The organism is Vibrio sp. 2130-1 (genome assembly GCF_033339515.1).
Genome location: NZ_JAWOUT010000007.1, coordinates 252,063 through 276,132, shown reverse-complemented (window position 1 = coordinate 276,132; position 24,070 = coordinate 252,063). Strand labels below are relative to the sequence as shown.

The 24,070-nt window shown below is 45.6% G+C and carries 19 protein-coding genes and 1 pseudogene; 8 read left to right on the top strand and 12 right to left on the bottom strand.

Annotated features, from left to right (window positions below; translation table 11 throughout):
• Window positions 1–396: 396 nt before the first annotated feature.
• From R7Q09_RS13305 to azu, 3 genes are all read left to right on the top strand, one after another.
• Window positions 397–915, top strand: a complete 519-nt coding sequence (locus R7Q09_RS13305; protein ID WP_005375218.1) for a hypothetical protein — start codon at window positions 397–399, stop codon at window positions 913–915.
• A gap of 267 nt (window positions 916–1,182) precedes the next feature.
• The gene (locus R7Q09_RS13300) at window positions 1,183–1,833 is read left to right on the top strand and encodes an HAD family hydrolase (protein ID WP_005385872.1); all 651 of its coding nucleotides are present in this window, start codon (window positions 1,183–1,185) and stop codon (window positions 1,831–1,833) included.
• A 335-nt stretch (window positions 1,834–2,168) separates the two neighbouring features.
• The gene (gene azu / locus R7Q09_RS13295; protein ID WP_005375211.1) at window positions 2,169–2,621 is read left to right on the top strand and encodes an azurin; all 453 of its coding nucleotides are present in this window, start codon (window positions 2,169–2,171) and stop codon (window positions 2,619–2,621) included.
• A gap of 226 nt (window positions 2,622–2,847) precedes the next feature.
• Here azu and R7Q09_RS13290 read toward each other — a convergent pair whose 3' ends face one another.
• The 6 genes and pseudogenes from R7Q09_RS13290 to R7Q09_RS13265 all read right to left on the bottom strand — a co-directional run bounded on the left by R7Q09_RS13290 (window position 2,848) and on the right by R7Q09_RS13265 (window position 8,725).
• Complete coding sequence (locus tag R7Q09_RS13290; RefSeq protein WP_005375208.1) at window positions 2,848–3,198, bottom strand: ethanolamine utilization protein EutQ; 351 nt, start codon at window positions 3,196–3,198, stop codon at window positions 2,848–2,850.
• Entirely contained in the window at window positions 3,195–4,511 is a 1,317-nt protein-coding gene (locus R7Q09_RS13285) for an NAD(P)/FAD-dependent oxidoreductase (protein WP_005385877.1), read from the bottom strand. Before R7Q09_RS13285 ends, R7Q09_RS13290 begins: the two co-directional genes overlap by 4 nt.
• 12 nt (window positions 4,512–4,523) lie before the next feature.
• A complete protein-coding gene (locus R7Q09_RS13280; RefSeq protein ID WP_318071165.1) occupies window positions 4,524–5,807 on the bottom strand; it encodes an NAD(P)/FAD-dependent oxidoreductase in 1,284 nt (427 codons plus the stop codon).
• Window positions 5,796–5,957: pseudogene (locus R7Q09_RS13275) on the bottom strand (rubredoxin); the annotation flags it as partial. The pseudogene R7Q09_RS13275 and the gene R7Q09_RS13280, both read right to left, overlap by 12 nt.
• A 142-nt stretch (window positions 5,958–6,099) precedes the next feature.
• Window positions 6,100–7,536, bottom strand: coding sequence for an aldehyde dehydrogenase family protein (locus R7Q09_RS13270; protein WP_053303840.1), 1,437 nt, complete (start codon window positions 7,534–7,536; stop codon window positions 6,100–6,102).
• A 1-nt stretch (window position 7,537) separates the two neighbouring features.
• Window positions 7,538–8,725 (bottom strand): aromatic ring-hydroxylating dioxygenase subunit alpha, encoded by a 1,188-nt coding sequence (locus tag R7Q09_RS13265; protein ID WP_318071160.1) that lies wholly within the window; start codon window positions 8,723–8,725, stop codon window positions 7,538–7,540.
• Between the two features lie 318 nt (window positions 8,726–9,043).
• On the opposite strand from R7Q09_RS13265, the gene R7Q09_RS13260 reads away from it, so the two are divergent.
• Complete coding sequence (locus R7Q09_RS13260; RefSeq protein ID WP_318071161.1) at window positions 9,044–10,843, top strand: BCCT family transporter; 1,800 nt, start codon at window positions 9,044–9,046, stop codon at window positions 10,841–10,843.
• Window positions 10,844–10,874: 31 nt separating this feature from the next.
• On the opposite strand, the gene R7Q09_RS13255 is transcribed toward R7Q09_RS13260, so the two are convergent.
• The 6 genes from R7Q09_RS13255 to R7Q09_RS13230 all read right to left on the bottom strand — a co-directional run bounded on the left by R7Q09_RS13255 (window position 10,875) and on the right by R7Q09_RS13230 (window position 18,040).
• Complete coding sequence (locus tag R7Q09_RS13255; RefSeq protein ID WP_005385892.1) at window positions 10,875–11,801, bottom strand: LysR substrate-binding domain-containing protein; 927 nt, start codon at window positions 11,799–11,801, stop codon at window positions 10,875–10,877.
• Between the two features lie 247 nt (window positions 11,802–12,048).
• Complete coding sequence (locus R7Q09_RS13250; protein ID WP_138939312.1) at window positions 12,049–13,413, bottom strand: TrkH family potassium uptake protein; 1,365 nt, start codon at window positions 13,411–13,413, stop codon at window positions 12,049–12,051.
• Between the two features lies 1 nt (window position 13,414).
• Window positions 13,415–14,068, bottom strand: a complete 654-nt coding sequence (locus tag R7Q09_RS13245) for a potassium channel family protein (RefSeq protein ID WP_005375180.1) — start codon at window positions 14,066–14,068, stop codon at window positions 13,415–13,417.
• A gap of 151 nt (window positions 14,069–14,219) precedes the next feature.
• On the bottom strand, window positions 14,220–14,918 hold the full coding sequence (locus R7Q09_RS13240; protein ID WP_015313541.1) for a response regulator transcription factor: 699 nt from the start codon (window positions 14,916–14,918) through the stop codon (window positions 14,220–14,222).
• Entirely contained in the window at window positions 14,915–15,949 is a 1,035-nt protein-coding gene (locus R7Q09_RS13235) for an ATP-binding protein (RefSeq protein ID WP_318071162.1), read from the bottom strand. The genes R7Q09_RS13240 and R7Q09_RS13235 overlap by 4 nt, the downstream gene beginning before the upstream one ends.
• A gap of 237 nt (window positions 15,950–16,186) precedes the next feature.
• On the bottom strand, window positions 16,187–18,040 hold the full coding sequence (locus tag R7Q09_RS13230) for an ABC transporter ATP-binding protein (protein WP_042521744.1): 1,854 nt from the start codon (window positions 18,038–18,040) through the stop codon (window positions 16,187–16,189).
• Window positions 18,041–18,185: 145 nt separating this feature from the next.
• Between R7Q09_RS13230 and R7Q09_RS13225 the strand changes: the two genes are divergently transcribed.
• From R7Q09_RS13225 to fhuB, 4 genes are read left to right on the top strand one after another with little or no spacing between them, the layout of a single operon-like run.
• Entirely contained in the window at window positions 18,186–20,288 is a 2,103-nt protein-coding gene (locus R7Q09_RS13225) for a TonB-dependent siderophore receptor (RefSeq protein WP_213914765.1), read from the top strand.
• A 51-nt stretch (window positions 20,289–20,339) separates the two neighbouring features.
• On the top strand, window positions 20,340–21,125 hold the full coding sequence (locus R7Q09_RS13220) for an ABC transporter ATP-binding protein (protein WP_005375174.1): 786 nt from the start codon (window positions 20,340–20,342) through the stop codon (window positions 21,123–21,125).
• Complete coding sequence (locus R7Q09_RS13215) at window positions 21,116–22,045, top strand: iron-siderophore ABC transporter substrate-binding protein (RefSeq protein WP_052767716.1); 930 nt, start codon at window positions 21,116–21,118, stop codon at window positions 22,043–22,045. Before R7Q09_RS13220 ends, R7Q09_RS13215 begins: the two co-directional genes overlap by 10 nt.
• Window positions 22,042–24,009, top strand: coding sequence for a Fe(3+)-hydroxamate ABC transporter permease FhuB (gene fhuB, locus R7Q09_RS13210; protein WP_258497757.1), 1,968 nt, complete (start codon window positions 22,042–22,044; stop codon window positions 24,007–24,009). Before R7Q09_RS13215 ends, fhuB begins: the two co-directional genes overlap by 4 nt.
• Window positions 24,010–24,070: the final 61 nt, after the last annotated feature.

Genomic DNA, 24,070 nt, shown 5'->3' with positions numbered 1-24,070 from the left:
ACTAACGAATATCACCTAATATGGCATATTCATCGCCAAATAAAGAGCCGATGCCCAACCGCTCACTCAGCCCACTATAAGTAGTGAGCTGAGTGCTCAGATAGAATAGCCACCTAAGTTTGACGGTATTTTCTTCTAAATTTTATTGTCTTGAACCACCTCACAGATTTAATAACCCTTAACAATAAACACAATAATAGTTAAGGTATTTTTATGAGCCAGATCTAATAAAATTAAATATATAGTATTTATTTTAAGAATCTAAACTTTCAAAGTTCATCATAATAAATACAACCTCTATGTATACACTTTACCTTCAAAAAACATCAAAATATAATCCCTTCGATAAAAACACTTAAATGAATTTAACTGTATAAAAGTGAGGAGAATAAAAATATGGGATATGGGGCGACAGTATATTCATTAGATACTGAAAAGGTTTTTAACGTACTAAAGAATGAGCGTAATCCAGAGCTAGAAAAAGCCATCATGGAAAGGTGTCAAGACTCCTTTAAAGTGATTAATGAAATGCTGGAAAGTAGTGGCGAAAGCATCCGAGCTGAAGAGCTTCTTATGCAAATGTTGTCTGAAGAGATAAAATACAGTCACTTGGGTTACGCCTATGCTTACTTGCTTGAAGCTATATGTAAGATAACTGGTTATTACTTATCCAATAACTCTTGGTATCCTTGCGATGTAAACGATTTCTGCGATATTCCATTCACTAATACCGATTATCCTATAAAATTCCCATTCCCTGACGATTTCCCTGTTGTTTTTATGATAAAAAATCAAGATATTCACCAAGATAACGTTGACTTCGGAGGCTTATCAGAGCAACAAATATCTGAAGTCAAGAGCTGGTACACTCATGCAGTCGTAAACAATCGTGATTTGGTATTATTTTATTATTAATTTTAACTATTAATAAATTATCCAATAGTTAAAATAACAATAGAATATTAATAAAACTCTAGCTTATATTAAGATAGAGTTTTATCTATTTAACTGAATTTTATAATTTTAAAAACATTATATTTCACACCTAATTTATAGACTCTGTGTATAGTGTGTTCAGAGGCAATGTGAACTCATAGGATCAAAATCAAGTTCTAATTTTTAGAAGAAAAACCGATCTGCTTGTGTCAAAATGCTCCATCCCAACCAAAAAGTCTTAATGTAATGAACTACCAAGCTGCTATTTTTGATATGGATGGTTTGCTCCTTGATACTGAGCGCGTCTGTATGCATATTTTCCAAGAAGCATGTGAAGCCCAGAACCTACCCTTCTATAAAGATGTTTACCTTTCAATCATTGGTCGCAATGCAGCGGGCATTGAAGTGATTTTTCGTAAAGCTTATGGGGATGATCTTGACCGCTTACACCAAGAGTGGCGCGACCGTTACGACGCTGTGGTTAAGCACCAAGCTATACCGGTAAAAGAAGGGGTGATTGAGCTGCTTGAGTGGTTGAAAGGCCAAGGGTTGCCAATTGCAGTCGCCACTTCTACAGCAAAAGAAGTGGCACAGAAGAAGTTGGAGTTAGCGGGCCTAAGCAAGTATTTCGACAACTTAACGACAGGCTGTGAAGTGTCACACGGCAAACCTGATCCAGAGATCTACCTGCTTGCAGCAAGTCGTCTAAGCGTAGATCCAACCAAATGTCTCGCCTTTGAAGATTCAAATAATGGCGTACGTGCTGCGGTAGCAGCGAACATGATCACTTATCAAATTCCTGATCTGGTTGAGCCTTGTGACGAAATAAAGCAATTAGGCCATACTGTCGCACCTTCACTGCATGATGTGTTGCACACGTTAAAACAAACTCGCTAGGTTTACTTGTCATCTGTTCTCTAGAAGCTCAGCAATTTAGCTGAGCTTCTTTCTCGAAACCTCTCCAATACCTTAAAACCAAACGATTCTTCCACCCGTTTAGCGAGATTAATTTCACCTTAACTCTGGCTAATCACGACTTTTGATTTAACTCACGCAATCGCATGAAATAAGGTATTTGAGTGATCAAATAGCGGAACTGACCAGTACAAGCTTGCAACAAAACGTCAATATACCGATTGAAGCACGTTTTTGGAGTGAAAATTGGCTGATAATGAGAACTATTGGATAAGATCAATCCAAGTCAGCCTAAAATACAAAATGGAGAGTGTTATATGTCTTTACGTTTATTAGCAACAACCTTCGCATTAGTCGGAATGAGCTTTGGTGCCCAAGCCAGTGCCGAGTGTGAAGTGTCATTAGATGCTAACGATATGATGCAGTTTTCTACTAAAACATTGAGCGTACCAGCCACTTGTAAAGAGGTAAAACTGACGCTGAATCACACAGGTAAGATGCCAGCGCAATCGATGGGTCACAACGTGGTCATCTCTGACACAGCCAACCTACAAGCAGTCGGTACTGATGGCATGGCAGCTGGAGCAGAAAATAACTACGTAAAACCAAATGATGATCGCGTCTACGCTCACACAAAAGTAATTGGTGGCGGTGAAAGCACCAGCATTACGTTCAGTACTGAGAAAATGAAAGCCGGCGGTGACTATTCATTCTTCTGTTCATTCCCGGGTCACTGGGCAATCATGCAGGGTAAATTTGAGCTAAAATAAAAGATTTAGCCAAGCCAAAAGAAGACTCATTATAGGGAAGCCAAGGCTTCCCTTTTTGATAGATAAAATAGCAATTGAGAAAGGTCTAACACGTCTGGAAACGTGACCAAGAAACATAGCAAGTAAGAAACCCTTGCTCCATTGAGATTAAGTTCTTTTACGAAAACTCATGGGTAAAAATCGGATTTTTGTTTTGCCTTTCCGAGACACTACTAAATGATAAAAGTCATTCAATACCATGTAACTCTTTCCAGTTTCCTGGATGAACCACATAGCCGAACAGAGCATGCCCACCATAAACCAATTCAGTTCCTTCCGGTATCCACAGCATCTGACCTGGGTGCACAAAATGTGTTTCACCATTTGCGGTCAGCTCGAAACAGCCTTCAATCACGAAAATAACTTCATCATAAAGCACTGTCCAAGCCACTTTAGCGCCTTCCCATTTAGCAAAGCCTACGCCAATGTTTGGTGAAATTTCTGGGCTTAACGCCCTGGCAACATACGCCATTCCTGGCGTATCACCACGAACATTGAAATCTAGACTTTTACTATCAACAAGTTTGACTTGCTTCATAATTCACTCCGGCTTTGCCATTTTGCTAATTGGATACGCGTTTTTACTCCCAAACCTAAAAAAGGCTCTGGCGGATTCAAACAAGGCATTCCTGTCACTTGCTGTATGTCATCTAATGATTTAGATGTCGCACCAACGACATAGTCAGCTAACAGTGTTCCAGAAATGGTTCCCCACGCAGCACCAACACCATTGTCACAAGCGCTAGCATAAACACCTTCATCTAATTGACCGAAAAAGTTAGTAAAGTTACGAGAGATTGCATACACCCCACCCCATGTGTGAGTAAATGGTACGTCGGCCAGCTCGGGATAACGCGCCAGAAAGACCTGACGATGATCGTCGCGAATTTGTTCTCTGACTTTATCGTTCATGCTTGAGCCATATTTCGGCACGTGTTTGTAAGTATTGCGGATCAAAATACGTCGATCGGCGGTCATACGTAACGTCGTTCCCGCATGATCAGCTGGAGTTAACCCCCAATTCAGCTCACCTCCGTATCGTTGCATTTCTGCGTCGGTTAATGGACGCGTCCAGCTTGCAAACGTCATCACTGGAAGTAGTCTGTTTTTAAGATAACCAAACTCCCGAGTAAAAATGCTGGTCCCAAGCAGCAGTTCAGGGGTTTCAACAGAGCCACTATCTCCATGTAATACCCAGCAACCGTTTTCTTTACTGAGCTTGCGGATTGGCGAGTTCTCTAACACCTCGACGTTCTCTGGAAGGCTTTCCCCTAGCCCACGCACCAAAGCAGCAGGTTGCATTAAATAACCACCTGGCGTGTAAATTGCGCGGCTGTAGTAGTTTGTTCCCAAGACTTTCGCCAGCTCACTGCCATTAACATGGAAGTATGGTTCGCCAAGGTCTTTCATTAGGTGCTCAAAGTGATCGAGATACGCTTCACCGCGCGCCCCTACGGCTCCTTGATATTTGCCCTTTGCTGACCACTGACAAGAAATACTGTGCTTCGACACTAAAGTGTTTAGCTGAGCAATCGCAGAACGGTTGAGTGATAATAACTTTTGCTTGTGCTCAGGGTCGGGATGCTCAAGTGAAAACTTATGAGGCAAATCGATAACAAAGCCCGAATTTCTTCCTGAAGCCCCTTGGCCGATACGTTGCGCATCAATCAGTATAATTCGTGCATTAGGCATAAGTTCAGCTAAACGTCTTGCCATAGCTAGGCCTGCGAAACCGGCACCTAACACGGCATAGTCAGCACTTTGTTTACCTTTTAACGCCGATTTTTCTGGAATACTTGGCAACGCATGGTACCAACCACACGTCACGTCATCATTGGGTAAATGAATCATCTTTTTTCTCCGCTACGCTGCTGACAGTTTCAATGACAATTGATCTAGCCAAGGGCCGCGTAATGACTGTACTTTTCTTCCTAGCAACGCAAAACCGAGCATTGCTCCTTCTGGTGAATAAAACGCAGCGGTCAATTCATCTGCTTGGTTCTCGATGTACCATTGTCCCTGTTCTTCAGCGGCTACCGGGAAAATCGTGAGTGGAAGAATCGGCGTTTTTACAATCACTGGAGTTGGTGTTAACGAGATAGGGGCGACATCGCCTAGCAAGCTTTTCGCTACAGAAGGGATCATTTGATTAATCGGTGCAATATAGGGCTGCCAACCTTGCTCAGTTTCAACACAATCACCTAGCGAGTAAATATTCTCATCACTCGTCTGGCCGAATTGATTCACTTTAATGCCGCGGCCCACTTCGAGCCCTGCTTGCTCAGCCAGAGAAACATTTGGCTTGAGTCCAACCGCGCTTAGCACTAGGTCTGCTTCAATCTGCTTGCCACTGTTTAGATGTAAAACCACACTAGATTCCGACCTTGGCTCGATTCTGACGATACTGTCTTGCAGAGCCCATTGCACGCCTCGATCGGCAAGTGCGCTTTGTAATGATTCACCCAACTGTTGCGGGATCAAACGCTCCATTGGCCATTGACCCAACCCGATAACTGTCACTTCATAACCGCTTTCGATCAGGTCATTCGCAAACTCACAGCCAATTAAGCCATCACCTAGGATCGCGATGCGCTTTTTGTCTTGCAGCTCAGATCTGAAACGGCGGTAGTCAACTAAGTCGTTCACACTCATAACCCAAGAGCGATCGCCCTCAATTGGGATTTCAATCGGTGATGCACCTGTTGCCAGTACCAAGCGGCTGTAGGCGTATTTACCGATGGAGGTATGTAGAGTTGAATTGGCACGATCGATCTGTTCAACACGCGTATGCGGGTAAACGCGGATATTGAGACGGCTTTCCCACTCCAACGCGCTTTCACTTTGCAGCGCGTCGCCGTCTTTGTTCATGACCAACGCATTAGACAATGCTGGTTTGCTGTACAAAGCGCCATCATCAGCGGTAAAGACAGTGATCGGAACCGTCTCAGATTGCGCTCTAAGTGCCGCCGCCAACTGGTAACCACTGTGGCCACTACCGATGATAACGATAGGGTCATTTGAGAATACAGGTTGAGTAACTTCAGATGGAAGAGGCTGAGCAGTATTTGGCTGAACAGACGCTTCTACCGACGCCGAAGACACCGCTGCAACCTCTTCTAGTGGCGCATCGTCGGTGATTTCGATCATTTCAAAATCGGCCTTACCCACTAAACAGTCAGGACATAACCAGTCATCCGGTACATCTTCCCATGCTGTTCCTGGTGCAATACCATCGGATGGCCAACCTTGTGCTTCATCATAGATTAAGCCGCAAATAATACAGAGCCACTTTCTCATCACTTATACTCCAACTACCTTGTTCAGAATTTCCGTGTTTACAAACCGCTGTCAGATTTGTTGTGATTCCATCAACCTCGCCCTAGCTTGTGGTCTGAAATCCAAGCCGGTACGAGGTGATGAAAATACAGTTACACGGTAGCTATACGTTGCTGTCTTGCTGCAAACGAATGGCAATATTGCGTGTCTGGACGTAGCTATAAATCGCTTCTTGTCCTTTTTCTCGCCCAAACCCGGACAAGCCCACGCCACCAAATGGTGTTTCGATGCCACCAGCAAACCATTCATTGATGAACACTTGTCCACCACGCAGTTGCTGTGCCACACGCAATGTTTGGTTTAGGCTTTCACCAAAGACACCAGCGACCAGGCCAAAATCGGTGCCATTCGCGATTTCAACGGCCTCTTGCTCGGTTTCAAACGGTGTAATTACCAGTACAGGGCCAAACACTTCTTCTTGAGCAATACGCATATCTGGTGAGGCTTCAATCACCGTCGGTGCCACAAAGTAACCCGACAAATCAGGGGCGTAGCCACCCGTTAGGATGTTCGCGCCGTCGGCTTTTGCTTGTTCTATCATTTCAAGCACGCGCGCTTGTTGATCAGCCGATACCAACGGTGTGATGTCCGGCTGGCTTTCGCCTTGGCCAATGGTTAGGCTTTTTGCCATTTCCACAACCGCCGCTTTTACTTCTTCATAACGCTCTTTTTGAATCAGCAAACGAGACATTGCCGAACAAACTTGACCAGCGTTAAAGAAAATACCGACCTGAACGCTTTTCAAAAGTGTTTCGAGGCTCGCATCTTTCAGCGCGATAGCAGCCGATTTACCACCCAGCTCCATCACCGATGGAGTAGCGCGTTGCGCTGAATCTTGCAGGATGCGTTGGCCAGTTGGAACAGAACCCGTAAAGACAATTTGATCGACCTCTTGGTGCTGCACCAAATGACTGCCAACGACTGAGCCTTTGCCACATAGCAAGTTAATCGTGCCTTTTGGGAAGCCCGCTTTTTCAATCGCTTTAATCAACAACGTCATGGCAAGTGGAGAAATCTCTGGCGATTTGATCACCACTGCGTTACCTGCGGCTAATGCAGGTGCCAATGAGCGTGCACAAATAGAGACAGGGAAATTCCACGGCACAATCTGCACTGACACGCCAAACGGCACATATTGAGTGAAGTCGACATAGTCTTTACCCAACGGAATTGACGTGCCTTCCAGCTTGTCGGCCATGCCAGCGTAGTATTCGAAGTAACGTGCCGACTCTAAAAACTCATCTTTGGCATCTTGCAAAGATTTCCCATTTTCACGACAGGCAACTAACCCACCTTCATCAACCATTTCACGAATAGCTGCGGCGGCTTTTAACATCCACTCGGTTCTGACGGCGGGACGAACGTCCGAAAGAAGACCTTGATAGACCACTCGACGTGCCGCTGCCATTGCGCGATCGGCATCGGTGATAGTGGCTTCTGCAATCGTCGCATACGCTTCGGCTGTGCCAGGGTTCATGACGGTCAGCGCTTGCTCTGAATCGCACCACTCACCATCAATATAATTAAGGTAATGCATCATATTACTGCTCCAGTGCCGCTTTCACTTGCTTTGCCAACCAGGTTTGGAAGAAATGCGTCGGAACATCCATTTCTGGTGAGAACACACCACCACCAAAGCCAGGTGAGTAACGACCTTCCTGCATGCCCTCGACCGCTCCAATATCTTCGCCGAATACGACTCGCCATGACTCAACGGTAGCAGTACGGCACGCAGCGAACTCATCTTTCGTTGCTTCATCACCCACATAGAAAACACGTAGGTGCTCAACACTCTTATTCGCAGTGATTGGTTCAATCATCATCGCAAAGGCATGATCGGCTTGAATACCAAGCAACACGTTTGGAAAGAGTGCAACATATTCTGCATGACGCAGTTTATCTTCTGGCCAGTTTGGAAATTTAGGTAAGTGTGTTCCTGCAGTATCAGAGAGGTTGTATGCGAGACTACCTTGGCCAGCAAAACGCTCTGCAAACATGATGCTGTAGTGATCCTCTAGGCGAGAATAACTGTTCAAACTCGGATGCACCCAAGGTAAGTGGTAAGCTTCACAGTAGTTTTCTACGGCAAGCTTCCAGTTACTTTTCACTTCTATCTCTAAGTTGCCACCCATGTTCACGCGGCGAAGAAGCCCTAATCCTTCTTCACCTAAGAATTGCTGCCAACGTTGCTCTAGCGGCGCGATATGCTCTTCAAAGCTTTCTGCATTGCCCGATAAGTTGACGAACACCATGTCCATCCAAACGGCTGAACGAAGTGGCTTAAGGCCATGTTTTTCACACTTAAATCGGTCATCTTTGTGTTTTGCGATACCACCAATGTGTGGTGTGCCTTTTAGATTGCCGTCAAGATCGTACGTCCATGAATGGTAAGGACAGCGAATCATGCCTTGAACTTCGCCTGCCTCATGCACCAGCTTCATACCACGATGACTACATACGTTGTGGAAGACTTGGACTTCACCTTGACGATTTCTCATCATGAGTAGTGGAAGATTCATGAAATCAAGTGGCATCACATAGCCATTTTTAAGCAGGTCTGATGCAAAACCAATGCATACCCAAGTGTTACCAAACACCTGATCACGCTCAAAAGTAAAATACTCTTCGCTGGTGTAGGCCTGATTCGGCATTCCTGTTGCTTCACTGATTGGGTTCAGTACATTATCAACAAGTTCAACAGGAATAATGGTTTGGTTGACATTGCTCATATTCTTATCTCCGAGAGTCGAGTTGCATCCAGTGCGTACAACATCGTGTTGTGTTAGTGGAGATGATTTTGATTAACAACCCGGCAACAAACAAACGACTTTTTCGCCGGGCTTGGATGAGTTTTTGTCATTCATGCATTGATCTCGAACAAAAAATAACCTTTTAATTAACAATGATCTTCTTGTCATGATTAATACTCATTAACCGATGAGTATTAATCAGTTGAAACACAAAAGCCCTCTCTCTACTCTCTTTCAAAAATTAACAATAACGCAACAAACAATAACGCTAAAACAAACGCACTGTGAGGGATGCCTATGAGAGCAACATCTGGGATATTGAAAGGACTCAATCCGACTGTGACTATCGCATCAAAGATCGTCGTTATCGGTTTTGTACTTTTCTGCGCCATTCTCGCCAACCAAGCGGGCCAATACTTCGAAACGATTTCCGGCATTTTGCTACAGAATATGAAGTGGTTTTACATCGGACTTGTTTCACTCGTTGTCGGGTTTCTTCTTTACCTTATGGTTAGTCGATATGGGCATATTCGTTTGAGTAAAGATGACGAAAAACCAGAGTTTAGTTATTTGTCTTGGGTATCCATGCTTTTTTCCGGAGGCATGGGGATAGGCTTAATTTTCTGGTCGGTCGCCGAACCGATGTGGCATTACGCTGACAACCCATTTACTCAAGGCCTGACCAATGAAGCCGCAACAACATCAATGAAACTGACATTCTTTCACTGGGGTCTACATCCTTGGTCTGTCTTTATCATTGTTGCACTCGCATTAGCTTACTTTTCCTACCGTAAAGATCTGCCTTTTACCCTACGCTCTATCTTGTACCCTTTGATTGGTGATCGTATTTATGGGCCTATCGGACACACGGTTGATATCCTAACAGTCGCGGTGACTGCTTTCGGTATCTCTCAAACCTTGGGGATGGGAGTTATCCAAATAAACTCTGGTTTGAATCAAGCCTTTGGTCTAGATATTAGTTTGGGGATTCAACTCTTTATTATCGTTTCCCTTTGTACTTGTGCGGTTGCGTCGGTGCTATCTGGTGTAGGAAAAGGTATTCGCCGTTTATCAGAATGGAACATGCTGCTCTCACTCGCACTCGTGCTAGTCGTACTTTACATTGGTCCAACTCGCTATATCTTAAATACGCTACTCGAAAGTACGGGGCTTTATGCACAAAACATTGTCGGTATGAGCTTATGGAGCGATGCACAGAATGACTCTGGCTGGCAAAACTGGTGGACGGCTTATTACTGGCCTTGGTGGATGACTTGGGCACCTTTCGTTGGCATGTTTGTGGCTCGTATCTCTAAAGGACGCACAATACGTGAACTTATCGGTGGCGCATTAATCGTACCTACGCTAATCACGTTTTTATGGATTTCAGTATTTGGTGGTGCAGCGTTGAAGGTAGAGCAAGACGCTCGTGTTGCTCATCAAGAGCAAGTCACTGCGGCACAAGAAGCCAAACAGACACCACCTGCGGATTTTTCTGGCGGCCCGATTCTTGAAGCGACTAAAGCTGATACGACACGCGCTTTGTTTACGCTATTCGACAACCTAGATACAGGTATGTTTGGTAAACTCCTTAGCGTGCTTGCGTGTCTATTGCTCGGTACTTATTTCATTACCTCCGCAGACTCGGGTACCTTGGTTCTATGTACCCTCGATGCCGCTGGGCACAGTGAGCCTCCTACCTCTATACGCGTATTGTGGGGGATCATGATCGCAGCCATTGCGGGAGTACTTCTATACGCAGGAGGGTTAAAAGCAATGCAAACGGCCTCCATTATTGCCGGTTTCCCTATCGCCATTTTTATCGCGGTGATGAGCTTAACGCTGTTCCATAGTATTCGACGCGAACCTAAGCCATGGGCAATGCTGCCTGAGCATGTTCACCCAGAGCAAGAGAAACTTGATGGTCCTGTTGAACCGCTTGTTGAAAGCAAAGCTGTGGCTTCCGAGCCTATCGCTTCAAGATCCTCACAAAAAAGTGATTCCACACTCAATCAAGGACCAGTACTAAGTTATTGCGTCGTTTCATCCAATCAATTAAAACAAAGCGGGAACTGGTACTCCCGCTTTTTAACATGACCAAACTCTGTTATTTTCTCTGCTTATTGATTTAGGCTAAACCTCGATCACCCACCTCATCTGGCAACTGTTGCAAAAGCCACTCTCTAAAACGCTTGACGCTTGCTGGGATTAAACCTCTATTTTTAGGTTCAAGCATAGAGAAATTGGAAGGTGTTGAAAGCACGTGTTCGACTGGCCTAACTAAAGCACCGCTTTGTAAATAGTCGTCCACTAATGACCCCCAGGCTAACGCGATTCCCTGACCATTAATTGCCGCTTGTAACAGCATTGGATAGTTATTGATGTTCATGCGATTACGAGGCGAAATATTTGGCAATCCTACACTCGCAAACCACTGCTCCCAATTCACCCAATCTCTTTGAGACTCTTCCAGATAGAGTAACGTTTTATTGAAGATTTCTTCTGGCTCACTAGGCTGGCCTATTTTCTCTAAATAAAGCGGGCTACACACAGGGAATACTTCTTCTGAAAATAGCGTTGTCACATCCATTTCCGCAGGTGGAGTGCGACAATAAAACAAGGCGAGATCGCAATCTAATCGGCGTAAGTCCAACACATTATCTGAGGCCAATATTCTTATATCGATGTCATCATGTTCATTTTGAAATTGAGCAACCTTAGGCAACAACCACAAGGCTGCCATTGCATTTGTCGTCGCAACCGTGATCTTTTGTTCGCCCTGCCACTTCTTCACTTCACCCGTGATTTGAGCAATATCGAGCAAAGATTGGCTGACAGCTTGATAATATTGAAGACCTGTAGGCGTTAAATTAATGCTTCGATTGGCTCGCGTGAACATAGCCTTGCCTAAGTATTCTTCTAATTGTCTAATTTGGCGACTGATAGCACCTTGGGTCACGTTTAGCTCGTCAGCGGCTAACGTAAAACTCAAGTGCCGCGCCGACGCTTCAAACGCAACGAGGCTATTTAAAGGTGGGAGGGGTTTGATTTTCATGTATCTTCCAGTAAGGCAGTATTGTAATTATTTTTATTCCCGGCAATCTTATGTTGCACGTGGATAATGCCATTCTGGACAACACCCCAAAAACGACAATTTATAAATGATAAAAAATAGAGATGAATCATAAATTGTTGTGAGAGAGACTGCCGTATACAGTTTCGTGGCTACAACGAGCACAAAAAGAGGAGCAGTTACTCCTCTTTTGCCTAGCCTTTTGCTCACTTTCTTCGAGTTAGCCCATTTACCCTATTGCCAATTTAGTGCTCGCGTAACGCGCTTTTTTCTTTCTTGGACTGGCTAAGAAGTACGCCAAAGTAAGGGGGCCTAATCGTCCCATAAACATCATGAAGATGATCACTAACTCACCCGGTTCGGATAAACTGCCCGTTAAGCCTCGCGACAAACCAACCGTACCCAGTGCCGAGACTGCTTCGAACATAATGTCTAACATAGACGCTTTCTCTGTCAGTAACAGCGTGAATATGGCAAACCAAGTCACCCCCACCGAGATCAGAGTCAGCGCCAATGCCTTGCTGATGGTCTCTTTGGGAATCTCGCGTTGAAAGGCATAGGTTGCTTCATCGCGACGCAAATAGCTGTAAGTTGCCAAGACCAATACCATAAATGTCACAACTTTAATGCCACTTGCCGTACTCAATGAACCACCGCCGATAAACATCAACACCAGAATGATCGCCGTTGTGGCATCTTCCAACTGATCGATAGCTAAAGTATTGAACCCCGCCGTTCTTGGCGTCACCGCTTGAAACCACGATGCCCACCATTTCCCTGCTTCGCTCAAAGGGGCAAGCGTGTTGGGGTTGTCATATTCAATCAGGTAAATCGCGATAAGTGCCACCACGTTAATGGTCACCGTGCCTAAGATCATCATTCGACTGTAAACGGTGAGTCGGTGCCAACGGCGATTGCGTTTTAAGTCAATCCAAACCGAGAAGCCTAAACCACCAATAATGAACAAACTGGTAATGGTGAAGTTAACGATCGGGTCGTCCACGTAAGGCATTAAGCTATCGGCACTCAACGCAAAACCTGCATTGTTAAACGCACTGATGGTGTAGAAGAAACCATGGAACAAACTGGTTTTCCAGCCCAGCTCTTCACTCCAATAAACGCTCAAAATAGTGAAACCAATAAGTTCAACGAGCAGAGCGAACATCAATACAGATTTAGCGGTGGCAATGAGTGTCGATGAATCAGTTTGGTTGAACGCCTCTCTCGCGACGGCTCGCTCCAAAAAGCCAATTTTTCCGCCCAGAGCCAGCAAGGTCACGATGGCAAACGTCATTAAACCTAGGCCACCACATTGAATCAGGAAAGCAATAACCACTTGCCCAAAAGGCGTAAACGCCGTGCCCGTGTCCACCACAACTAATCCCGTCACCGTAATGGCCGATGTCGCAGTAAACAGGCTTTGAATCCAAGTGATGGGCTCTGTGGTGGCAATCGGCAGTTTGAGTAAAACTGTGCCGAGCATGATCAAGCACGCAAAGCTGAGGCTAAGTATCAGCGGCGGTGCGCCCAACAGTTTTTTGCCCGCTTTGGGTTTTCGCTCGATTGGGATAATAGAGGGATGCCACAAAACCATGTTACACCAACCTTGGAGCGACGTATTTCAGCTCAGCGCGACTACCACAAAGCAACAGCGTGTCGAACTCATTAAGCACAAACTCATCATTGATATTGGTGTAGACGGCTTCTTCGCGCTTCACCAAGATAGGCTGAATGTTGTAACTGCCTCGGCTGATCAACTTAGAAAGCGGCGTATCGTGCAGATTGGATTTAACGTGGATTTCCACCACATACAAGCCATGCCCCATTTCTAAATAGTTGTTCACCATCGGATAGTTGAGTGCCTGCGCGACTCTTACGCCCATCTCCTCTTCCGGATGAATAATGCGTTGTACACCAAGCTTAGACACGATGGTGTGGTGTGCTTTGGTGCTCGCTTTGACCCAAATGGATTTCACACCCAGATTTTTCAGCGCCAACGTACACAACAAACTGGCTTGCATGTCTTCGCCAATCGCCACCAACACCACATCACTGTTCGCTAGCGCTAACTCTCTGAGTGCGCCTTCGTCTGTTGCGTCACATATGACCGCTTGCGTTAACTCTTCGACGTATTTCTCGACGATTTTCGGGTCGCTATCCACCCCCGTTACGGTGTGTCCAAGATGAATAAGTTCTAAGCTAGCGGCAACGCCAAATCGCCCTAAACCAATTACTGTAAAGTGAGCCATATCAATCCCTAACTGTGTTTTATGTATAGAAAATGCTAATGCGTTAAGGACTAGGCTGATTTTCCGTCACGAAAAATAGGCAACACGAATCCTGTTCGAGTGCCGATAACCAGCACTAAACCTTGGCATTAACGTTGATTAAATTTGGAATTTAGTGGTGCTTGGACGTCTCAAGCACTAAACGATAACCCAACCCCGGCTCGGTTTTTAAAAGTCGCTGTTCGTCAGCACTATCGTTCAGTTTTTTGCGTAGTTGACTCACTAACACGCGTAAGTAGTGAGTATCTTCGACATGACTTTTTCCCCAAATCACCGCTAGCAAATGAGTTTGCTCAATGAGTTTTCCCGGCTTGAGAATCAACTGTTCAATGAAAGAAAATTCTTTCTTGGTGAGTGGAATTTCCCTCTGATCCAACCAAAATTGGTGGGTGCTTTTGATGATTTTGACTCGGCCAGCCACCAGCTCATCAGCGATGGATTGCTCATCCACCAAATCTCGAACCAGCACTTTGATGCGCGCGATGAGCTCTTTTACGCCAAAAGGCTTGCTCAAGTAATCATTCGCGCCCGCTTCTAAAAGGCGGATTTTTTCCTCTTCTTGATCGCGAGCTGTCAGCACTAGCACTGGCGTTTTATAGGTCTGACGAAGCGTCGTGAGAAACTCCGTCCCATCGCCGTCGGGCAAGCCTAAATCTAGCAGAATTACGTGCGGAGAATGCGCTTCGAAACACGCTTTGGCTTCTGCAATGGTACTCGCGCCAATGTAATCAAACCCTTCAGCAGACAGCGAAATTCGAATAAAGGTATGAATGCGAGGCTCATCGTCCACGACTAAAACTTTGTAACTCACGCCTGCTCTGCTCCTTGATTGAGTGGAAGTCGAATGCGGATCAGCGTCCCTTCTGATACTGGCATAGATTGAATCTCTCCTTGGTGCGCGGTGATGATGCCTTTGGCAACCGCGAGTCCCATTCCGGTGCCTGAATCGGCCGATTTGTTGTTCGCGCCGGAATAGAAAAGGTTGAATATTTTTTCCGCATCTTCAGCTTTGATGCCAATCCCCATGTCCCGAACATCAATCACGCACGACGAACCCTGCTTAGAAAGTGAAACCTCAACAGATTCATTCTCTGGTGAAAATCGCATGGCATTATCCAACACATTAAAAATCGCTTGTTCGATTAGCGAACGACTTACTGATAAATAACCAACGGAATCATCCATATTCATGGACACTTTCTCGGTGTAATTCGGCAAACGAGAAACCGCATCCCGCACAATATCTGCAATCAGCTCATCTTTTTTGGTAATTTTTAATGTGCCATGCTGGAGCTTAGTCGCCTGTAAAAGGTTCTCGATATATTGGTGCAAACGGTGGCTTTCTGAAGTCGCACTGTCGAGCAATTCTTTGCGCTCTAAGTCATTGAGCTTGGGCATGTACTCGTTGAGTGTGGTCAGTGTTCCAATAATGGTTGCTAGCGGCGTGCGTAGGTCATGGGACACCGATAGCAGGATGCTGTTTTGCAGCTTGGTTTGTTTTAACTCTCCCTGCTGGCGACGATAAAGATCCGCAAAGGTGCTGGTGATAAAAGCCACCACCATAAACACGACTAAATTAAAAATGTCTTCCGGACGAAACATCTGCAAAGAGTAACGAGGCGTCGTGAAAAAGAAGTTGAAGCTCAACGCTTCGATCACCGCCGCCGCATAAGCGAATCGCGAGTTGCATTGAAACGCCACTACCACGACCGCTAACTGTAAAATCAGCAGGACTGCGGCTGTAGAGCCAAACAGTTGGTCTAACAGCCATGAGACGACAACCGCACCAACAATCACGGTAGTAGAAAAGAGAAAGGTGTTATCTCGCCATTGAACAAACATAAAATACATCAACCAAAATTCGATGTAGAAAACTTTAGCAAAAGCCCATTCGGAGTTCGCGTAAAAAAAGCGTAAAAAATTCAATAACGACAGTGAGTTATAAACATAATCATCATTAAGTTAGCCTAACTCAATGAATAATCACAAGTTAACGTTGCCCATTAACGCCTACTTACTCGGTATAAACGACAGACACAAAAAAGAGGAGCATTTGCTCCTCTTTCGTGTAGCGTCATATTAGATGACTTGCAGTTGAGCATCACCTTGCTCAGACAAAAATCCGCCGGTTTGATGCTTCCACAACTGAGCGTAAACCCCACCCAATTGCAGCAGCTCGTAATGCGAGCCTTGCTCAATGATTTTGCCGTCATCCATCACAATCAAACGATCCATCGCGGCAATCGTTGATAAACGGTGAGCAATCGCAATCACTGTTTTTCCTTCCATTAGTACTTCAAGGTTTTCTTGAATTGCCGATTCTACTTCTGAATCAAGTGCAGACGTTGCTTCATCCATGATCAAAATTGGCGCGTTTTTCAGCAGCACGCGAGCAATCGCCACACGTTGACGCTGACCACCAGACAGCTTCACACCGCGTTCACCCACTTCAACGTCATAGCCAACGTTACCTTGCTCGTCTCGTAGAGATTGAATGAAATCATGGGCATGTGCTTTCTCAGCAGCTGCGATAACGGCATCCATTGAAGCATCTGGATCACCGTAAAGAATGTTCTCTTTAATTGAACGATGCAGCAAAGAGGTGTCTTGCGTGATCATACCGATGTGTTGGCGAAGCGACTCTTGTTCGACTTGAGAAATGTCCTGCCCATCAATACAAATCTTACCGCTATTTACGTCGTAAAAGCGCAGCAACAAGTTGACCAACGTGGACTTACCTGCCCCAGAGCGACCGACAATGCCGACTTTTTCGCCCGGTTTGATAGTCAGATTCAAGTTCTCAAATACCGCCTTCTCGTCACTGTAGTTAAAACCTACGTGATCAAAGCAGATCTCACCTTGGGAGATTTGCAAAGGCTTAGCATTTGGTACGTCTTTCACTTCAACATCGTTTGAAATCGTATTAATACCGTCTACTACTGTACCGATGTTTTCAAACAGTGCGCTAACTTCCCACATGATCCACTTCGACATACCTTGTACGCGCAATGCAATACTGATGGCAATCGCAATAGCACCAATTGTTACAGCGTGATCTAGCCATAGATAAACCGAAATGGCACTAATAGACATCAGCAGCAAATAGTTGATGGCATCCACACTAAACAGTAAACAAGTCACCATGCGCATTTGGCGGTAAACCGTCACCAAAAATTGCTTCATGCTGCTTTCTGCGTATTCCAACTCTCGTTGCGAGTGCGCGAATAGCTTTACGGTAGATATGTTGGTGTAAGAATCGACAATGCGCCCAGTCATTACAGAACGAGCATCCGCTTGCTCTGTCGCTACTTGTTTCATTTTAGGGATAAAGTAGAACTGGATAACCGCGTACATTCCTATCCAAATCACAATAGGTAACATTAGCAAACCATCGGCTTCGCCCATCATCCAGAGCATCGAAAGAAAATAAACGCTGATATAAACCAGTACATCCACCAGCTTCATGACCGTTTCTCGTACCGCTAACGCACTTTGCATCACTTTGGTCGCAACTCGGCCTGCAAAGTCACGCTGGAAAAATCCAACCGCTTGTTTTAGCAAGTAACGGTGAATCAACCAACGGATAGACATCGGGTAGTTACCCAATAACGTTTGGTGCATCACCATTGAGTGGACAAAACCGAGAGCTGGCATCACAACCGCCACTAAGAACAGCATCATTAGCATGCGATCACCCTGGTCTTGCCAGAATGTTGCGCGATCTTGATTAGAGAGAATATCGACGAGCTCGCCCATATAACGCAACAGCGTCACCTCAGTAATGGCAATAAGCGCACTGAACACAGCCATAACGAGTAAAGGGGCTTCAAAGCCACGAGTGTAAAAACGACAAAAGCCAAATAGCGTCTTCGGTGGCTTTTCGGTTTCCATCTGGGGAAAGGGTTGGGTCAGCTTTTCAAACCAATTGAACATAACAATGACTTTAGGTACCGCGAATGAATTTGCGAACGTTTTACTATCTTTTGATACAAAAGTCAGTAAAATACCGAAACAAAAGCTCAAATGATAATAATTACAATTAAGCTTAGCGTTAATCATAATTATCGGGAATAGATTTATGCAAAAGAATAACTCACTGACCATCGCTATCCGCAACGCGTTGGTTTGTGCTTTAGCACCTACAGCAGTGGTTGCATTCACAGCACAAGCTCAAGAAGACGTCGTACAAGATGACGTGATTGCCATGGAGACCATAACGGTCACCGCGCAAGCACTTAAAGTAGAAACCCCTGCAGCAGAAACGCCGCGCAGCGTATCTATCATTTCTGAAGATGAACTTCGTGTTCGTGCACCGAAAAAGCTAGATGAAGCATTACGCTACACGTCTGGTGTAACCGCTCAGCCTTATGGCGCAGACAACGACACTGATTGGTTCAAAGTTCGTGGATTTGATGCAGCGACTTACCTAAACGGCAACCGCCTATTCCGCGATGGTTACTACACATGGTTGGTCGAACCTTACGGCCTAGAAAGTGTAGAAGTCGTTAAAGGTCCATCGGCTATTCTGTTTGGTGAATCGGCACCAGGCGGTATCGTGAATGCTGTTCAGAAAAAACCAACGTTTACGCCTCAAGGCGAAGTAAAAGTCGAAGTTGGCAACAACCAACACCAATCCGTAGGTTTTGACATTGCTGACGAAGCAAACGACGCAGGCACTGTGCGCTATCGTTTGGTTGGCTTGATGACAAGCCAAGACGGTGAACTGGACAGCACAAATAACGAGCGTTTCTACCTAGCGCCAAGTGTCGAGTTCGACATTTCTGACCGTACAATGCTGACCGTTTTGGCAACTTACCTTCATGATGACGGTGTACCAACTAACCCATTCTTCCCGGCAGCAGGTACTCTGATTGGTTCTAACTTTGGCAAAATCGATCCTTCGACTAACCTTGGTCAACCAAACTACGATAAATACGAACGCACGCAGTTTTCTCTGGGTTACTTACTAGAGCACGACATCAATGACACGTGGTCACTCTCGCAAAACCTCAACTACGGTTCGAATGAGTTGTACTTGCGCAGCTCTTACGCGTTCTCAAACAACGATCCAGCGAAAGAAGAGTTAACGCAAGGCATCGTATTCCGTGACGGAAAAAACCAGAGCATCACGTTCGATAACAATGCTGTCGGCAACTGGATGACAGACAACGCAGAGCACACAGTGCTTATCGGTATGGATCTGCAATTCCACAAAACCGATGGCGACGAGCAAGACAACTATGCATTTGGCACTATCAACCCGTGGAACCCAGTTTACGGCAACTTCACCCCTCTTGATCCTGCCAACAACGTGAAACGTGAGATTGAGAAATCTCAAGCAAGTCTCTATTCACAATACCAATTGAAACTGCATGAACAGTGGATTGGTAACATCGGTGCTCGTTACGACTGGGTGAAAACAGAAAACTCTGGCAAAGGCGCTACCGTTGATCAAAGTGAATCTCGTGATGATGGTCAGCTCTCTCTAAGTGCGGGTGTGATGTACCTTGCAAACAATGGCCTGTCACCTTACGCAAACTACTCTCAGTCGTTTGAAGTGATCAGCACTATTGATGCGGCAACCAATGAACTTTACAAACCGCTGGAAGGCGAGCAAGTAGAAGTGGGTGTAAAGTATGAGCCAAGCTTTATGGATGGCTTTATCAACCTTGCATGGTTCGACATCACGCAAAAGAACGCGTTGGTCACTAACCCATCAACATGGATTGCGACACAAACAGGTGAAGTGACATCTCAAGGTGTTGAGCTAGAAAGCACGGCGCAGCTAACAGACGATCTAAAACTGATGGCAAGCTACACCTACACTAAAGCGAAAACAGATGAGAGCTTTGGCCAAGGTAAAAAACAAGCCGCACTTATTCCTGAGCACCAAGCTTCTGCATGGGTAGACTACAGCGCCTACAGCCTGATTCCAGGCCTCAATATCGGTACTGGTGTGCGCTACGTAGGTGAGTCAAAAGATAACCCTAAGAGCTCGAACCTAACGGTTCCTTCAGTCACTCTTTGGGATGCGTCAGTCACTTACGACATCACTTCACAGTGGCAAGCACAGCTAAACGTGAACAACATCCTAGATAAAGAGTTTGTTTCAGGTTGCGATTACTGGTGTTACTACGGCCAGTCTCGCTCTGTTATGCTAAACGCAAACTACCGCTGGTAATTGTACTTCTACTCCCCTCTATTGAGGGGAGTTTTCTCCTAAGAGCCATCCATGTTTCAACTGTCTAATATTGAGATCGTGCGAGGTGGACGTCAGATCCTCGGCATCGAACAACTTAACATCCCAACAAATGAGCTAACGGTCGTTTTAGGCCATAACGGTTCAGGTAAGTCGACACTGGTGAACCTGCTTTCTGGTCAAATGTCGCCAGATAAAGGTACGGTAACACTAAACGATACTTCCCTTTCATCACTTAAAACCAAAGAGTTGGCAAAACAGATCGCCTATTTGCCACAAAAGCTGCCCTCTTCAGCTGGTTTAACGGTCGAAGAGCTAGTGCGCTTAGGTCGCTTTCCGTGGCGTGGGGCACTTGGTCGTTGGAAAACCGAAGACAAACAGATCATCACGCAGGCTATGGAACGAACAGGGGTTACACCTTTTGCTCAAGCTTTGGCGGATGACTTATCGGGCGGTGAGCGCCAACGTGCTTGGGTGTCTATGCTACTGGCTCAACAATCGCCAATTTTAATTCTCGATGAGCCAACCTCGGCGCTCGATGTTCACCATCAGTTTCAACTAATGGCGCTGCTGGCAGAACTGAATCGAACCGAGAATGTAGGCATTATCGTGATCCTGCACGATCTGAACTTAGCACTGCGCTACGCCACCCACATTGTTGCGCTCAAAAAAGGTAAAATTGCCTTCGAAGGCAACGCCGACATGTTGTTAGACGAGGCACGCCTTTCTAAACTATATGAGTCACCAATTAAGCTGATTGAGCACCCAAGCCCGGCTAACACATTAGCGAGCCAAAAGGTGGCTGTTGTATGCGCATAATGGCTCGTTTACTTACCGTGGTTACACAATCTGCTTTTCTCCTCGCATTTTTTATGACCAATGCACATGCAGTCATCACCGTTACCGATGAATATGGTGAGCATAGTTTTGAGCACGCGCCACAACGCGTTGTTGCCTTAAACTGGGACATCTTAGAACAAGTTTTGGCGCTAAACGTAGAACCAATCGCAGCCCCAAATTTACCAGGCTACCGCCAATGGGTCGTCAATCCAACTGCACCAGAGTCAATTGAAGATATTGGAACCCGAGCAGAGCCCAACTTAGAAAAAATAGCCAGTTTGAAACCAGATGTCATCCTTGCTGCGTCTCCACAGCAAGACTTGATTCCGTTACTCAAACAAATTGCTCCGGTAATCTATTTACCTAATTTTTCTGAAAATGAGGCCGCAGCTGAAACGGCCATTCGTCACTTTCGTACGCTCAGCAAGCTATTCAATAAAGAGGCACTTGCTGAACAGAAACTGGCAGAATTAGATGCTTCATTTGCGCAGATGCGCCAGCGAATTCGCCACTATTACTCTGCTCCACTCAGCGTTCTTGTGATGCGATTTTCAACCCCGAATACTGTATTACTTGCAACCGAAAACTCCACCACTGACTACGTGGTTAGAAAACTGGGATTACAGGCTCCAATTAAAGAGGACCCACGTGCGTGGGGAGTAAAGCAAGATCGAATCAATCGGCTTCAGGGCCTCAAAAACAGCTACGTTCTCTACGTACAGCCTTTCCCAGAAGAACGAAAACTGAAAGAGTCGCCACTTTGGCAAGCGATGCCGTTTGTGAAAAAGCAGCGGGTAAATTCAGTCAGAGCAGTGTGGGCGTATGGCGGTGCCATGTCTTTGCAATACACCGCTGAAGCGATTACCGACAGTCTAATAGAGTTGGCACCAGAACAATGAGAACGAAACATTATATTGGTTATCTGGCGCTGATTACGTTACTTAGCGTCTTTAGCCTACAAATTGATACTAATTTATCACTTTTCGAACAATGGCAATTATTAACAAAACCAGAGGTAGCAACCGAGTTTCGTGATGTATTCTTTACGCAAGCGCAGCTTCCTAGGTTAAGTATGACCCTGCTTGTTGGTGCCATGCTTGGTCTCACCGGCAGCTTAATGCAGCAATTAACGCAGAATAACCTCACCTCGCCGTTGACTCTTGGCACCTCTTCTGGTGCTTGGCTTGCATTAGTCGTGGTAAATATTTGGTTCGTCGATTGGGTAGCCGATTACTCTGCATTAGCCGCAATGGTGGGGGCTTTAGTGGCGTTTGGCCTGATCGTATCAATTGCAGGTGTGCGTAACATGACAGGTTTGCCGCTGGTCGTTTCGGGGATGGTGATCAATATCTTGCTCGGTTCTATCGCCACAGCCATTATTATTTTAAACGCCCAGTTCGCACAGAATATTTTTATGTGGGGAGCAGGAGACCTTTCTCAATACAGCTGGGATTGGTTTGAGTGGTTATTGCCTCGCTGCGCTATCGCAATCGTAATTTTGATCGTCGCACCACGTATTCTGACCTTAATGAAACTGGGACAAGAAGGCGCAGCAGCCCGAGGCTTAGCGGTATTACCCGCGTTTGGTGCATTAATGGTGATGGGTATTTGGCTGGTATCTGCCTCAATCACCGCAGTTGGTATTATCAGCTTCATCGGATTACTGACACCCAATATTGCCAGAGCGATGGGGGCAAGAACACCGCGCGACGAATTGATCAGCAGCATGCTTTTGGGCGCAATGCTACTAATCATCACAGACTCTGCCGCTATCTCGCTGAGCTTATGGTTAGAGGAAACCATTCCTAGCGGCGTAGCGGCTGCAGCTATTGGCGCTCCCGCTTTAATTTGGTTTACTCGTAAAAAGCTGACGGCAACCGATCAACTTAACCTTTCAATGAGCCAAGGAAAAACGGCGCTTTCTAAACGCGCGGTATGCAGCATTGCGCTATTCAGTCTGGTTGGGATTCTAGCTTACTCATTCGTTACCCATGGTATAAACGGAATTCAATGGTCTGTGCCAGGTGAGTTCCAATGGCAATTGCGTTGGCCGAGAATGTTAACCGCACTTTCTGTCGGTATTGCGCTATCCGTTGCCGGAATCATTTTGCAACGCATTGTTTATAACCCTCTGGCAAGTCCCGATATTCTCGGTGTGTCTTCCGGAGCCACGTTTGCCATTATTACGACAGGAGTCATCGCTGGGTCGCTTCTCTCCGCATTTAGCTGGGGTATCGCTTTTTTCGGAAGTATGTCCGTATTGATGTTATTGCTGATTATCGGTAAACGAAGCCATTTTAATCCATCTAACTTCGTGTTGTCCGGCATCGCACTAACGGCACTATTAGAAGCCCTCGTTCAATTTTCGCTAGCTCAAGGTTCTGGTGACAGTTACAAAATTTTATTGTGGCTAACTGGTTCTATTTATCGAGTCACAGCCGACACCGCACTGATGCTATGTTTGGCCATAATAGTTCTGGTTGCCGCTGTATTCTCGATTTCTCGTTGGCTAACACTAATTTCCATCGGGCGACAATTCTCAAATGCACGAGGGCTTAACCCTACCGTAGCCAATACTCTTATGCTCACCATCGTTGCTTTGTTATGCGCCTTTTCTACCGCTACAGTTGGTCCAATATCTTTTGTTGGCTTGGTCGCTCCCCATATGGCGATGATGTTAGGAGCAAGAAAAGTGAAAGAGCAACTGTGTGTCGGTGCCTTAATTGGCGCAACCCTAATGTTGTGGGCAGATTGGCTAGGACAAATCGCTATTTATCCAAGTCAGGTCGCAGCTGGCACGTTGGTCGCTATTATAGGCAGCACTTACTTCCTATTTTTAATGCTGAAGAGTAAATTCAGCTAAGTTGGGAATATTGTTACAGCCTAAAAATACGCTAAGAAAAACAAACCCCGCTATTTTGATA

Bases quoted from the DNA above. Each gene is read 5' to 3' on its own strand.
- R7Q09_RS13305 (WP_005375218.1), top strand. From the start codon at position 397: ATGGGATATGGGGCGACAGTATATTCATTAGATACTGAAAAGGTTTTT.
- R7Q09_RS13300 (WP_005385872.1), top strand. From the start codon at position 1,183: ATGAACTACCAAGCTGCTATTTTTGATATGGATGGTTTGCTCCTTGAT.
- azu (WP_005375211.1), top strand. From the start codon at position 2,169: ATGTCTTTACGTTTATTAGCAACAACCTTCGCATTAGTCGGAATGAGC.
- R7Q09_RS13290 (WP_005375208.1), bottom strand. From the start codon at position 3,198: ATGAAGCAAGTCAAACTTGTTGATAGTAAAAGTCTAGATTTCAATGTT.
- R7Q09_RS13285 (WP_005385877.1), bottom strand. From the start codon at position 4,511: ATGATTCATTTACCCAATGATGACGTGACGTGTGGTTGGTACCATGCG.
- R7Q09_RS13280 (WP_318071165.1), bottom strand. From the start codon at position 5,807: ATGATCGAAATCACCGACGATGCGCCACTAGAAGAGGTTGCAGCGGTG.
- R7Q09_RS13270 (WP_053303840.1), bottom strand. From the start codon at position 7,536: ATGATGCATTACCTTAATTATATTGATGGTGAGTGGTGCGATTCAGAG.
- R7Q09_RS13265 (WP_318071160.1), bottom strand. From the start codon at position 8,725: ATGAGCAATGTCAACCAAACCATTATTCCTGTTGAACTTGTTGATAAT.
- R7Q09_RS13260 (WP_318071161.1), top strand. From the start codon at position 9,044: ATGAGAGCAACATCTGGGATATTGAAAGGACTCAATCCGACTGTGACT.
- R7Q09_RS13255 (WP_005385892.1), bottom strand. From the start codon at position 11,801: ATGAAAATCAAACCCCTCCCACCTTTAAATAGCCTCGTTGCGTTTGAA.
- R7Q09_RS13250 (WP_138939312.1), bottom strand. From the start codon at position 13,413: ATGGTTTTGTGGCATCCCTCTATTATCCCAATCGAGCGAAAACCCAAA.
- R7Q09_RS13245 (WP_005375180.1), bottom strand. From the start codon at position 14,068: ATGGCTCACTTTACAGTAATTGGTTTAGGGCGATTTGGCGTTGCCGCT.
- R7Q09_RS13235 (WP_318071162.1), bottom strand. From the start codon at position 15,949: ATGTTTGTTCAATGGCGAGATAACACCTTTCTCTTTTCTACTACCGTG.
- R7Q09_RS13230 (WP_042521744.1), bottom strand. From the start codon at position 18,040: ATGTTCAATTGGTTTGAAAAGCTGACCCAACCCTTTCCCCAGATGGAA.
- R7Q09_RS13225 (WP_213914765.1), top strand. From the start codon at position 18,186: ATGCAAAAGAATAACTCACTGACCATCGCTATCCGCAACGCGTTGGTT.
- R7Q09_RS13220 (WP_005375174.1), top strand. From the start codon at position 20,340: ATGTTTCAACTGTCTAATATTGAGATCGTGCGAGGTGGACGTCAGATC.
- R7Q09_RS13215 (WP_052767716.1), top strand. From the start codon at position 21,116: ATGCGCATAATGGCTCGTTTACTTACCGTGGTTACACAATCTGCTTTT.
- fhuB (WP_258497757.1), top strand. From the start codon at position 22,042: ATGAGAACGAAACATTATATTGGTTATCTGGCGCTGATTACGTTACTT.